Below are 11,482 nucleotides of genomic sequence, written 5' to 3' on the forward strand. Positions count from 1 at the left end.
CGCCCTGGGGCGTACGCCACTCGTGCACACCGGGTGCGCGGCGGGCGAGGTAGCCTCACGCTCGCACTACGTGCTCCTGCTACCGGGGAGGACAGGGGGAGGTGGAGCGTGGCCGACATCGGCGAGGTGGTCCGTTGGTTGCAGCTCAACGCGCCCCGGGGTGGCCCGGACGAGGTGTCGCAGTTGGTTGCCCGAGCGGCGCCCGAGATCGATGCCAGCGAGATCGTGATCTATCTGGCCGACTACACGCAGACTCTCCTCGTGCCGCTGCTCGGCGCGGGTGCCGACCGGGACCAGTTGCCGCTCGAGACGACGCTCGCCGGCCGGGCCTTCACCACCCTCGACATCCAGCGCGCGCCCGACAACCCGGACCGGCTGTGGGTGCCACTGCTTCTCGGCTGTGAGCGGATGGGCGTACTGGAAGTCGTCTCGCCGGCCGCCGCCGACGAGGCGATGGACGCTCCAGCCTGGGAGGTGGCGGTCAACGTCGCCCAGATCCTGGTGAACCGCCGGCTCTACGGTGACGTGGTCGAGCGGATGCGGCGGCGGATGCCGATGCAGGTCGCTGCCGAGATCGTGTGGGGCCTGCTCCCGCCGCTGACCTTCGCCACCGACGACCTGGTGGTCACCGCCATCCTCGAACCGTGCTACGACGTCGGCGGCGACATCTTCGACTACGCGTTGAACGACGACGTGCTCAGCGTCGGGCTCTTCGACACCTGCGGGCACGGCATCAAGGCGAGCACCCTGGCCTCGCTGGTGGTCAGCGCGTACCGCAATGCCCGTCGGTGTGGCCTCGACCTGGTCGACACGGCGATCAGCATCGACCGGTGGGTGCGCTCCGAGCACCCGAACTTCTTCGCTACCGGGTTGCTCATCGAGTTGGACCGCCGGACCGGCCGGCTCAGCATGATCAACGCGGGGCATCCCGGTGCGATGTTGCTGCGAGACGGCAAGGCCGTTCGGGAACTGCCCGGGCCGACCGCGTTGCCGCTCGGCCTGGGCCACATGGCACCCCGCCGACCGCGGGTGCACGAGGAGAATCTGCACCCGGGCGACCGCATCCTCGCCTACACCGACGGCATCACCGACGCCCGTAGCGCCCAGGGGGAGCAGTTCGGGGTGGACCGGCTCGTCGACTTCGTCAACCGCGCCCTGAACGACGGGTTGCCCAGCCCGGAGACGATGCGTCGCCTGGTCCGCGCGGTCGTCGGCTACCAGGATGACCAGCTCGAGGACGACGCGACGGCCCTCTTCGTGGAGTGGCGGCCACCGCACCTGCCGCTCGCGCACCTCCGCGACCTCGCCGCGCTCCGACCCTGACTCCTCGCGCAGTGGGATTTTGCACTCGCAGTGCACTTGTCTCCGATTGCGGGGCTGTCTAGCGTCACCTCATGGCTGACTCATGGACCTTCGCCGTGGCGCGTGACGACCTCGGGCAGACCACGCTCGTCGATGGCTCCACCCCTGTCCTGTCCGACGGCGAGGCGCTGCTGCGCGTGGACCGCGTCGGCCTCACCGCCAACAACGTGACCTACGCGGTGCTCGGCGACTCGATGCGGTACTGGCAGTTCTTCCCACCGGCGGCCCAGGGCCTCGGGCCGCAGTGGGGTCTGCCGCCGCTCTGGGGCTTCGCCGAGGTGGTCGCCTCGGCGGTGGCCGGTGTCGAGGTGGGGCAACGGGTCTACGGCTACCTCCCGCCCGCCGGTCACCTCGTGGTGCGGCCGGACCGGGTGGACGCGTCCGGGTTCCGCGAGGCGAGCCCGCACCGGGCCGAGCTGCCGTCGCCGTACAACGCGTACCGGTCGACCACCGGCGACCCGGCGTACCAGCGCGACCAGGAGGACCTGCTGATCCTGTTCCGGCCGCTGTTCTTCACCTCGTTCATGCTGGCCGACCAGGTCGTCGACAACGACTTCTACGGTGCCGAGGCGCTGCTGGTGTCGTCGGCGTCGAGCAAGACCGCGTACGCCGCCGCGTTCGAGCTGCACCGGCGCGGGCCGCGCCTGATCGGTCTCACCTCACCGGGCAACCTGGCGTTCACCCGGTCGCTCGGCTGCTACGACGAGGTCGTGTCGTACGACGACATCGATTCCCTCGACGTGGTCCCGAGCGTCTACCTCGACCTGTCCGGCGCGCCCTCGACCCGCGCCGCCCTGCGTCGACGTCTCGGCGACCGGTTCGTCCGGGACATCGCGGTCGGGCTCACCAACCAGACGCCGAACGCCGACGCCGCCGAGGAGGTGTTCTTCGCGCCGGTGCAGATGCGCAAGCGCAGCCACGACTGGGGCCGCGACGGGCTCGACCAACGGTTCACCGAGGCGTGGCAACGCTTCGCCGCCGTCGTGAGCCAGTGGCTCGACGTTCGGGTGGGTGCCGGGCCGGCAGCCCTCCAGCACGCGTGGCTCGACGTCCTCGCCGGTCGTACGCCGCCACGGGTGGGCCACGTCGTCCAACTGTGAACCGGCTCAGGCGGTGATGTCGTCGCTGAGCTGGTGACGCAGCGTGGCCAGTGAGCGGGTGATCAGCCGGGACACGTGCATCTGTGACACGCCGATCCGGTCGGCGATCTGGGCCTGGGTCAGATTGCCGTGGAAGCGCAGGCTGAGGATCTCGCGCTCGCGTTCCGGCAGCGTCGCGAGGGCCGGGCCGAGGGCGACGCGGATCTCGACGAGGTCGATCTCGTGGTCGTCGACGCCGAGGGTGTCGCCGAGCTCCCGGTTGCCGTCGGTCCCGATCGGGGTGGACAGCGACGTGGCCCGGTAGGCACGCGCCCCCTCCAGCCCTTCCAGGACGGTTTCCTCGGACACGTCGAGGTAGGAGGCGATGTCGGCCACCGTGGGCAGGCGGCCGAGGGTCTGGGTCAGGACGCCGTTGGCGGCGCTGATCGACAGGCGTAGCTCCTGTAGGCGGCGAGGCACCCGCACCGCCCAGGTGCGATCCCGGAAGTATCGCTTGATTTCGCCGATGATGGTGGGGATGGCGTACCCGCTGAAGTCGATCCCCCGGCTGTGGTCGAAGTTGTCGACGGCCTTGATGAGCCCCACCGAGGCGGTCTGGGCCAGGTCGTCGTCGGGGGCGCCGCGTCCGCTGTAGCGGCGCGCCAGGTGCCGGGCGAGCGGCAGCCACGCCTCGATGGTGCGCTCCCGCAGTGCCGGGCGCCGGGGGTCGTGCGGCGAGGTCGCCGCCAGGGCGGCGAGGAGGTCCTCCGGGCTCTGGTCCCTGTTGCGCTGGCCGACCCGGGTGCTCGTGGCGTTCTCGGCGGTGGCTGTGGCGTTCTCGACGATCGTGGACATGGGTGGTTCCTCCGGCGTTCGCCCGTCGATCGGATCGACCGGAAGGATCTCCGAACCGGCTTGTGGCCGGGGGCGCACCTGCGGGCAGGAGCGCGCTGTCGCAACACCACACGATCACGGGCCTGGCCACCGCGTCATGTCTTTCATGTGATGAAGCGACCCTACCCGAACGTCCGACTGATTACTAGCCGAAAGTATGAATCGAGGCAGGTCTAGGCCGTCCGGAGAGGGGGTTGCGCCCCAGCTCAGCCGCGCTGGGCGGGGGCGTCGACAGCAGCCGAGGCAGTCTGGGCGGGCTCCACCGCGAACGGGTGACGCAGTCGCCGCATGGCCTCCTCGCTGCTGTCGAAGGTCACCGCCGGTCCGTCCAGCACGTCACCGTGCGACGTGGCGAGGAACAGTGCGGGTCGATTGCTGTCGTTCGATGTCATGCAGAGATCCTGTCTCTTTGAAAGGGGTGCGTCTGGGGCCCCGGCAACATCGGCCGTGCGACCTGGTGACGCTTCGGCGCACACGCTGGCGCCCGAATGCTGGTGTCCTGTTGCACGGGCGAGCGCCCGGCGACACCGACACCCCGCACCATACCCGCCGCCGCCGACACATATGCGCCGCCGACGGACCCGCCTCGCTTGTGGCGGACCGACCGCCCGGGAATTCTGTAATCCCACCCGCTGCCGTGAGTCTCCGATCTTGAGGGCGGTCAGCACAACCAGCGTGGGCGCCGCGCGGATGAGCACCAAAGGAGTGAGACCCATGTCGTCAGCCGGTCGAGCACTGCCCGATGTCGGGTTGGTCGTCGCGGCCCGGCAGGGCGACCAGCGCGCACTCGACGACGTCGTCGCGGCCTCGCTCCCGCTGGTCTACAACATCGTCGGGCGTGCGCTGCGCGGGCACGCCGACGTCGACGACGTGGTCCAGGAGACGTTGGTACGGGTGATCCGGTACCTGCCCGCGCTCAACGACCCGGCGGCATACCGGTCCTGGCTGGTGGCGATCACCATCCGCCAGGTGCGGGACTGGGAGACGCGCCGCCGTGTCGCGCTCAACCGGGATGCCGGGCTGGACGCGATCCACAACGTGCCCGACCCCGCCTCCGACTTCGCGGGGATGACCATCCTCCGGCTCGGCCTCACCGACCAACGACGCGAGGTCGCCGAGGCGACCCGCTGGCTCGACCCGGACGACCAGGAACTGCTCTCGCTGTGGTGGCTGGAGGAGACCGGCGAGATCGACCGGAACGAGGTCGCCGACGCGCTCGGGTTGTCGCCCGGGCACGTCGCGGTGCGGATTCACCGGATGAAGGAGCAGATCCAGAGCGCCCGAGGCGTCGTACGCGCGCTTCGCGCCCGCCCCGGTTGCCCGGACCTGGGCGCCGTGACCGCCGAGTGGGACGGCACGCCCAGCTCGCTGTGGCGCAAGCGACTGGCTCGACACGTCCGTGACTGCGCGTTCTGCGGACGGCTGGGAAACACCCTCCTGCCGATCGATCGACTGCTCGCCGGCATGCCGTTGCTGCCGCTGCCGGCGGGTCTCGGCGCCCAGCTGCCGAGCGCTGCCGCCCCGGCAGCCGCCGCGCAGGCAGTCCCGCCGCCCGGCCCGACTGCCGCACCCGCCGCCGGACCGACGGCACCCGGCACGGTGCCCACGGACGCGGGCGGCGGCCCGAGCGTCGTCGACCTCGCGGTGAACCGGCCCCGTGGCCTCGTGCCGTCCCTCGCCGCCGGTGTGGCCGCCGCCGTCCTGGCCATCACCATGGCGGTGGTGATCCAGCCGGACGACCCGTCCGCGCCCTCCTGGGCGGCGCCGCCGTCCGCCGCGCCCACCGCCGCCGCCACCCCGAGCGTGGCGCCCTCGCCGAGCGCACGCCCCTCGTCGAAGGCTCCGGTAGCGCCGGCGGTCAGCTCCGCCCGCAAGGGTGTCGGGGTGTGGAACTTCGCCGGGGCGAGTCAGGCGTTGGCGAACTCGAAGGCCGGCTGGTACTACACCTGGGGCACCCAGCACCCGGGGATCAGCACGCCGCGCGGTGCGACGTTCGTGCCGATGATCCGCAGCGCGGAGAACGTCACCGCCGCAGAGCTGGCCCGGGCCAGGGCCGCCGGGCCGTACCTGCTCACCTTCAACGAGCCGGACATGCCCGAGCAGGCGAACATGACCGTCGAGCAGGCGTTGGAGCTGTGGCCGCAGCTGATGGCGACGGGCAGCAAGCTGGGCAGCCCGGCGGTCGCCTGGGGTGGGCCGGACCCGCAGGGTTGGCTGGACAGGTTCATGACCGGCGCCCAGGCCCGCGGCCACCGGGTGGACTTCATCACGCTGCACTGGTTCGGCGCCGACTTCACGACCGCCACCGCCGTGGCCCAACTCCGGCAGTATCTCCAGGCCGTCTACCAGCGGTACCGAAAGCCGATCTGGCTGACCGAGTTCGCGCTGATTCGCTTCGCCGGGGGCGGTTCGCAGTTCCCCAGTCAGCAGCAGCAGGCGGCCTTCCTCACCGCAGCCACCGCCATGCTCGGTCAACTGCCCTACCTACAGCGCTACGCCTGGTTCGGGCTACCCGCCACGGACAAGGATCGGTCCGGACTGTTCAGCGACGGGGCCGAGGCGACAGTGGTCGGCCGCGCGTTCCAAGCCGCCCGTTGAGCACCGACGAACGGATGGACGAGCAGAGCATGGCGGAGCGCCGAGGCTTTCGCGTACGGGCCGGGCGGCTGATCGGCGTCGTCGCGACCCTGGTCGCCACGGCGGTGGCCGTCGGGCTCAGCCAGGGCTGGGGCCGCACCAACCAGGCACCAGCAGCGTCGACGGTGGCAGCGTCGTCGGCCGCTGCGGCACCGACCGCCCCGGTGGTGCTCAACGGCACCGACGACGCCTTCATCCAACTGTTGATTCCGATGAACGAGGGCGCGCTCGCGCTGATCGACCAGCTCGACACCCGCCCGGCGGATCCGTCGTTGCGGGCCCTCCTCGGCGAGGTCCGGAAGGCTCATCAGGCGGAGTTGCGGGACCTGCGGGGGCTCCTGGCCGCGGGCAACGTGCCGGAGCTGAACATCCACGAGGGGCATCAGATGCCCGGCATGGTCACCCAGGCCAGCCTCGCCGAGCTACGTGCCGCATCCGACACGGAGGTGTCGTCCCGGGCGGCCGGTCTGATCCGGGCGCATCTCGCGCAGACAGTGGTGCTGTGCCGGGGCGAGCAGACCGCCGGGGGAAGCCCGGAGCTGAAGGCGCTCGCCGGCCGGATCCAACAGGCGCGGGCCGCCGAGCTGAACACGCTGGACAACCGACCCGGCGCGCCCACCGCCGCACCGGGCGGCTGAGCATGCGGCCCGGAGGTCCGGCCGATGCGGACGTCTGACCTGCACGTCGACGTCCACCCACAGTCCCGGGCGTCCCGTCCCGCCCACCGTGCCGTCGCGTCGGACGCCGTCCGCCCGGTGCGGCGCGCGACGCACCGGACCCGCAGCGCGTCCCTGCCCGAGGCGGTCGCCCCGATGCCGGTTGCCGGCTGGCGCGGTGGCCACCGGCGCGCTGCCGGCCGGGCCACCATCGTCGCCTCGGTCCTGACGGTCAGCATCGGGTGGCTGATCGCGATCCTGGTCGCGCCGCACGTCACCCTCTCTCCGGGTGCGCGGATGGTCGCCCTCTTCTGCCACCTGACCTGCCTGGTGGTGGGCTTCGGCGCGGTGCTGACGGTGGACTGGTTCAGCCTTCGCTGGCTGCTGCGCCGGGAACCACTCGGCACCGTGCTGACCGCCGCCCGTGGCGCGCACCTGCTCATCTGGCTGGGTCTGGTGGGTCTGCTCGCCAGTGGGGCCGCCCTCGGACCGGACACGTCGTCCGGGCTGGTCTGGGTCAAGTTGCTCGCGGTGCTGGTGGTCGGCATCAACGGGCTGTTCCTCGGCCGGGTCCGGGATCGACTCGTGGCGGTGCAGGGCCGCCCACAGTGGTCCGCCCTGCTGCCCGGTGTCGCCGCCGCCACGATCTCGCAGCTCGCCTGGTGGACCGCGACCCTCGTCGGCTTCTGGAACGCCAACGGCTGACGGCCGGTGGTCAGGCCGGCGTCGGGTGCCTCTCCGCGAACCGGGCGCGGGTCAGGAACGCGAGCTGGGCCCGCTTGTCCGGCATGTCGATCTCGGAGTCGAAGGTGAAGCCCTCGATCTCCAGTCGGCGCAGGGCGAGGTGGTTGCGGACGTCCGGTTCCACAACGATGCGCTGCGCGGCCGGGTCGCGGAACAGGAATCGGGCGATGGCCGGGCCGGCCGCGTTGGTGAGGCTGCGGGCGAGGCGTCGGTCGGGGCTGAGCAGCAGGTGCATCCCCACGTCGCCGGGCTGGACGGGGTAGCGCTCGCCGACCGGGTCTGCCTCGGGCTGATAGCTCTGGAAGAGGCCGACCGGCTCCCCGTCGACCGTGATCAGGTACGCGTGGTGCGTTGGCAGACTGTCCACAAAGGCGTAGATCTCGCGTACCTCGTCGAGGGTGTGCGAACCCATGCCCCAGAAGGAGTTGCGGGGCATGGTCACCCAACCGTGCAGGAGTGCGGCGTCCCGATCCGGGTCGACTGTCACCAACGACAGCTCGCCGAGACCGACGATCTTCTCCTGGTACGTCATCGGGCGCTGTCCTCTGTTCCATCCGGGGCGCAACTTAGGTTAACCTCCCCTAACCAAGGATGACCTTACCTGGAGGGGTGCGTGAAACGGAACTGGGAGGCCCTGGTCCTCAAGGCCATGGGAGGGCGGGACTTTCAGTTGACCGTCCTGGGCACCGAGTCAGTCGACGGGCACTACCAGCGACTCCTTCTGGACGGGGGCGGCCTGCTGGAGGCGTGCGGGGTGCACCCCACGATGTGGATCCGGCTGTGGTTCGACAACGACGGCCGAGCCCACCAACGCGCGTACACGCTGGTTGACCCCGACCCGGCCACCGGGCGATTCACCCTCGAATTCGCCATCCACGACGGCTGCGCGGCCCGCTGGGCCACCACTGCCACTGTCGGCGACACCATCAGCGCGACAGTGCAGGGCAGCGCCTTCGAGCTGCCCGACCCCGCGCCCGAGCACCTCTACCTGGTCGGTGACGCGGCCTCGCTGCCCGCGGTCAACAGCCTGCTCGACGCCGGTGCCGACATCCCGGCGACGGTGTGGCTGGAGTACGCCCACGAGGGCGAGAAGGCACTCGCGCTGCGGGCCCGGGCGCACCACGACATCACCTGGGTGCCGCGGCGCGACGAGGGTCAGCACCTCGTCGACACGGTCTGCGCGGCCCTGCCGACCAGCGGTGCGGGCCACTACTGGGTGGCCTGCGAGGCGGCAACCACCCGGGGCATCACCCGACACCTCCGCAAGACGTTGGGCGTCGACAAGGACAGGTTGACCTCTCTCGGCTACTGGAAAGCGGCATGAAGGGCCGCCTCGGCACCCTGACCGCGCTGTACGTCACCCAGTACCTCGGCGTCGGCTTCATCACCGTCGGGCTCACCGCCATCCTGCGCGACGGTGGCACCTCGCTGGACACGTTGGCGCTGTTGCAGATCGTCGGTCTGATCTGGCCCGTCAAGTTCCTCTGGGCACCGATCCTCGACCGGTACGGCTCACGGCACCGCGGCCACTACCGCTCCTGGTTGCTCGTACTCCAGACCGCTCTGGTGCTCGCCCTGCTGGCGTTGCTGCCCTTCGCCAGTCCGGCCGACGCGCTCGGCCCGATCGTCGCGATCTGCGCCGCGTACGTGTTCTTCTCGGCCACCCAGGACATCGCCGTGGACGCCGTCGCGGTCCGGATGCTGGCCGACTCGGCCCGGGGGACCGGCAACGGCATCCAGGTAGCGGCGAGCTACCTCGGCAACCTGCTCGGCGGCGGCGCCTGCGTCCTGGTCTACGACCAGTTCGGCTGGGCGCCGGCGATCGGCCTGCTGGTTGCGATGACGGCGGTCGGCCTGCTGGTGGTGTGGCGGTTCCAGGAGCCTCCCCGTACCGACCGGGTGGAACGGGTCGGCACTGCCTACCGGGCGTTGCTGTCGGTGTTCGGCCAGCCGGGCTGCCGGTGGTGGACCTTCGGCGTGGTGCCGCTGGTCTACGTCGGGGCGGGAATGGCGTACGCCCTGGTCACCCCGGCGCTGGTCGACGCCGGGTGGTCGTTGGGTCGGATCGGCGTCGTCACGGGTGTGGTGACCAGCGTCCCGGCCATCGTGGCGGGCTTGGTCGCGGGCCTCGGGATCGGGCGGTTCGGGCGCGGTGGCGTGCTCGTGATCGGCGGCGTGACGCTGACGGTGTCGACGTTGTTGCTGCTGCCGCTGATGAACGGCCGCGCGCCGCTGGGCGGGACGGTCGCCGCGCTCTGCTGCTTCATGGTGGCCTACACCATCGCCAACGTCGTGCTCTACACGGTCAACATGGACTACTCCCGGCCCGACACCGGCGGTACCGACTTCACGGTGCTGTCGTCGTTCGGCCTGGTCTGCTCGTTCGTGGCGGCGTCCATCGGCCTCGCGGCGGCCGACCGGGTCGGCTACCCGGCGGTCGCGGTCGCGGCCATCGTGCTGGTGGCCGCCGGCGTCGCCCTCGGCCTCGTCCACCAGCGGCGCTTCCCGCACCGGCCCGGCCCCGCCGTCGGCCCGGCGGTCGAGCAGCCCTCCGAGCAGCCAGCGGTGGACGGCGTCAAGGCGGTGGCGTGACCACGGTCCAGCCGGCCACCGACACCGCGACATCGGCACGACTTCCACAGCGATGGCTCATCCTGGCCGTGCTGTGCGTCGCGCAACTGGTAGTGGTGTTGGACAACACCGTGCTGACCGTGGCGGTGCCGGTGCTCACCACCGAGTTGGGCGCCAGCACCGCCGAGGTGCAATGGATGATCAACGCGTACGCGTTGGTGTTGTCCGGGTTGCTGCTCACCGCCGGTAGCGCCGCCGACCGGTACGGCCGCCGCCGGATGCTGCTCGCCGGGCTGGTCCTGTTCGGGGTCGGCTCGCTGGCCGCCGGTCTGGCCAGCACCAGCGGGCAGTTGATCGCTGCGCGGGCCGGGATGGGCGTCGGTGGAGCGTTGCTGGTCACCGCGACGCTCGCGGTGGCGATGCAGGTCTTCGACGCCACCGAGCGGTCCCGGGCGATCGGCATCTGGGCGGCCACCAGCGCGTTGGGCTTCGCCGTCGGGCCACCGATCGGCGGCACGATCCTCGCGCATCTGCCGTGGGGCGCGATCTTCCTGATGAACGTGCCGATCGTGCTTGTCTGCCTGCTCGTCGCTCGCGCGCTGGTCCCGGAGTCCCGCGGGCCGGCCGGCGGCCGACTCGACGTGCTGGGCGCCGTGCTCTCCACAGCCGGTCTGACATCTGTCGTCTGGGCGATCATCTCTGGGCCGGAGCGCGGCTGGGCGTCGACCGAGGTGGTCGGCGCGGCGGTCGTCGGCGTACTCCTGCTCGGGATCTTCGTGCGGTGGGAGCGACGGATCGCGCACCCGATGCTGGACATGAGCTTCTTCCGGGACCGGCGCTTCGTCGGTGCGATCTCCGGCGTCGTGCTGATCACGTTCGGCGCCACCGGCGCGCTGTTCCTGCTCACCCAGCACCTCCAGTTCGTCAGGGGTTACCCCGCCTGGGAGGCCGGTCTGCGGATGGCGCCCTTCGCACTGTCCATTGTGCTGCTCAACGTCAGTGGCGTCGTCGCGAGCGTGATCCGTCGGCTCGGCCTCGCTGTCGCCATCGCCGTTGGCATGACGCTGCTCGCGGCTGGTCTCGCGCTGGTCACAGTCTTTCCGTCCGACGGGTACGGGGTGCTGCTGGTCGGGTTGCTCGTCATGGGTGTCGGCTGCGCATTGGCCAATCCGGCCATCGTCGAGGCGGTGATGAGCGCGATCCCGACGGCGAAGGCCGGCGCGGGCGCGGGTGTCGACGGCACCATGACCGAGGTCGGCAGCAGCCTCGGCATCGCGGTGCTGGGTGCCGTGCTGAACGCCCGGTTCGCGGCGCTGCTGCCGGCGGCCCTGGCCGGCACCGGGTCGTTTCCCGCAGCGCTCGCCGCAGCCCGTGGAGGAGCTGAGCGGGAGGCGGTGACCGTCGCCTTCGCCTCGGCACTGGAGACGGGGCAGTTGGTGGGCGCGGCTGCGGTGTTGATCGGTGGCCTGGTGGCCGCCGGGTTGCTACATAGGGCAGACCGCATCAAATCCGTTTAATAAGGATAGGCTACCCTAATAG

At 71.0% G+C, this 11,482-nt stretch carries 11 protein-coding genes; 8 read left to right on the forward strand and 3 right to left on the reverse strand.

Features of this window, described 5'->3' with window-relative positions:
- Nucleotides 1-108 precede the first annotated feature (108 nt).
- Nucleotides 109-1,323: a PP2C family protein-serine/threonine phosphatase gene (locus tag ACLQ3F_RS17145; RefSeq protein WP_425850013.1), complete on the forward strand. Its 1,215-nt coding sequence runs from the start codon at nucleotides 109-111 to the stop codon at nucleotides 1,321-1,323.
- 71 nt (nucleotides 1,324-1,394) lie between these two features.
- Complete coding sequence (locus ACLQ3F_RS17150; protein ID WP_425850016.1) at nucleotides 1,395-2,462, forward strand: DUF2855 family protein; 1,068 nt, start codon at nucleotides 1,395-1,397, stop codon at nucleotides 2,460-2,462.
- 6 nt (nucleotides 2,463-2,468) lie between these two features.
- Here ACLQ3F_RS17150 and ACLQ3F_RS17155 read toward each other — a convergent pair whose 3' ends face one another.
- Together ACLQ3F_RS17155 and ACLQ3F_RS17160 are read right to left on the reverse strand one after the other, a co-directional pair.
- A complete protein-coding gene (locus ACLQ3F_RS17155; RefSeq protein WP_425850018.1) occupies nucleotides 2,469-3,296 on the reverse strand; it encodes a SigB/SigF/SigG family RNA polymerase sigma factor in 828 nt (275 codons plus the stop codon).
- Between the two features lie 245 nt (nucleotides 3,297-3,541).
- Nucleotides 3,542-3,727, reverse strand: coding sequence for a hypothetical protein (locus ACLQ3F_RS17160; RefSeq protein ID WP_425850020.1), 186 nt, complete (start codon nucleotides 3,725-3,727; stop codon nucleotides 3,542-3,544).
- Nucleotides 3,728-4,049: 322 nt separating this feature from the next.
- Here ACLQ3F_RS17160 and ACLQ3F_RS17165 point away from each other — a divergent pair, with 322 nt between their 5' ends.
- The 3 genes from ACLQ3F_RS17165 to ACLQ3F_RS17175 are packed head-to-tail and all read left to right on the forward strand — an operon-like array spanning nucleotide 4,050 to nucleotide 7,333.
- Nucleotides 4,050-5,933: a sigma-70 family RNA polymerase sigma factor gene (locus ACLQ3F_RS17165; RefSeq protein WP_425850023.1), complete on the forward strand. Its 1,884-nt coding sequence runs from the start codon at nucleotides 4,050-4,052 to the stop codon at nucleotides 5,931-5,933.
- The gene (locus ACLQ3F_RS17170) at nucleotides 5,930-6,610 is read left to right on the forward strand and encodes a DUF305 domain-containing protein (protein ID WP_425850025.1); all 681 of its coding nucleotides are present in this window, start codon (nucleotides 5,930-5,932) and stop codon (nucleotides 6,608-6,610) included. Before ACLQ3F_RS17165 ends, ACLQ3F_RS17170 begins: the two co-directional genes overlap by 4 nt.
- A 24-nt stretch (nucleotides 6,611-6,634) precedes the next feature.
- Nucleotides 6,635-7,333, forward strand: coding sequence for a hypothetical protein (locus tag ACLQ3F_RS17175; protein WP_425850028.1), 699 nt, complete (start codon nucleotides 6,635-6,637; stop codon nucleotides 7,331-7,333).
- Nucleotides 7,334-7,343: 10 nt separating this feature from the next.
- Here the strand turns inward: ACLQ3F_RS17175 and ACLQ3F_RS17180 are convergent, their stop codons facing one another.
- Entirely contained in the window at nucleotides 7,344-7,904 is a 561-nt protein-coding gene (locus ACLQ3F_RS17180) for a GNAT family N-acetyltransferase (RefSeq protein ID WP_355005055.1), read from the reverse strand.
- Between the two features lie 81 nt (nucleotides 7,905-7,985).
- Here ACLQ3F_RS17180 and ACLQ3F_RS17185 point away from each other — a divergent pair, with 81 nt between their 5' ends.
- From ACLQ3F_RS17185 to ACLQ3F_RS17195, 3 genes are read left to right on the forward strand one after another with little or no spacing between them, the layout of a single operon-like run.
- On the forward strand, nucleotides 7,986-8,696 hold the full coding sequence (locus ACLQ3F_RS17185; protein WP_393217664.1) for a siderophore-interacting protein: 711 nt from the start codon (nucleotides 7,986-7,988) through the stop codon (nucleotides 8,694-8,696).
- Nucleotides 8,693-9,964: an MFS transporter gene (locus ACLQ3F_RS17190; RefSeq protein WP_425850031.1), complete on the forward strand. Its 1,272-nt coding sequence runs from the start codon at nucleotides 8,693-8,695 to the stop codon at nucleotides 9,962-9,964. Before ACLQ3F_RS17185 ends, ACLQ3F_RS17190 begins: the two co-directional genes overlap by 4 nt.
- Nucleotides 9,961-11,460 (forward strand): MFS transporter, encoded by a 1,500-nt coding sequence (locus ACLQ3F_RS17195; protein WP_425850033.1) that lies wholly within the window; start codon nucleotides 9,961-9,963, stop codon nucleotides 11,458-11,460. Before ACLQ3F_RS17190 ends, ACLQ3F_RS17195 begins: the two co-directional genes overlap by 4 nt.
- Nucleotides 11,461-11,482: the final 22 nt, after the last annotated feature.

Origin of the sequence: Micromonospora sp. DT15 (assembly GCF_049841475.1) — a bacterium.
Classification (GTDB): Bacteria; Actinomycetota; Actinomycetes; order Mycobacteriales; family Micromonosporaceae; genus Micromonospora.

Coding starts and splice junctions, on each gene's coding strand:
- ACLQ3F_RS17150 (WP_425850016.1), top strand. CDS start 1,395: ATGGCTGACTCATGGACCTTCGCCGTGGCGCGTGACGACCTCGGGCAG.
- ACLQ3F_RS17155 (WP_425850018.1), bottom strand. CDS start 3,296: ATGTCCACGATCGTCGAGAACGCCACAGCCACCGCCGAGAACGCCACG.
- ACLQ3F_RS17160 (WP_425850020.1), bottom strand. CDS start 3,727: ATGACATCGAACGACAGCAATCGACCCGCACTGTTCCTCGCCACGTCG.
- ACLQ3F_RS17165 (WP_425850023.1), top strand. CDS start 4,050: ATGTCGTCAGCCGGTCGAGCACTGCCCGATGTCGGGTTGGTCGTCGCG.
- ACLQ3F_RS17175 (WP_425850028.1), top strand. CDS start 6,635: ATGCGGACGTCTGACCTGCACGTCGACGTCCACCCACAGTCCCGGGCG.
- ACLQ3F_RS17180 (WP_355005055.1), bottom strand. CDS start 7,904: ATGACGTACCAGGAGAAGATCGTCGGTCTCGGCGAGCTGTCGTTGGTG.
- ACLQ3F_RS17190 (WP_425850031.1), top strand. CDS start 8,693: ATGAAGGGCCGCCTCGGCACCCTGACCGCGCTGTACGTCACCCAGTAC.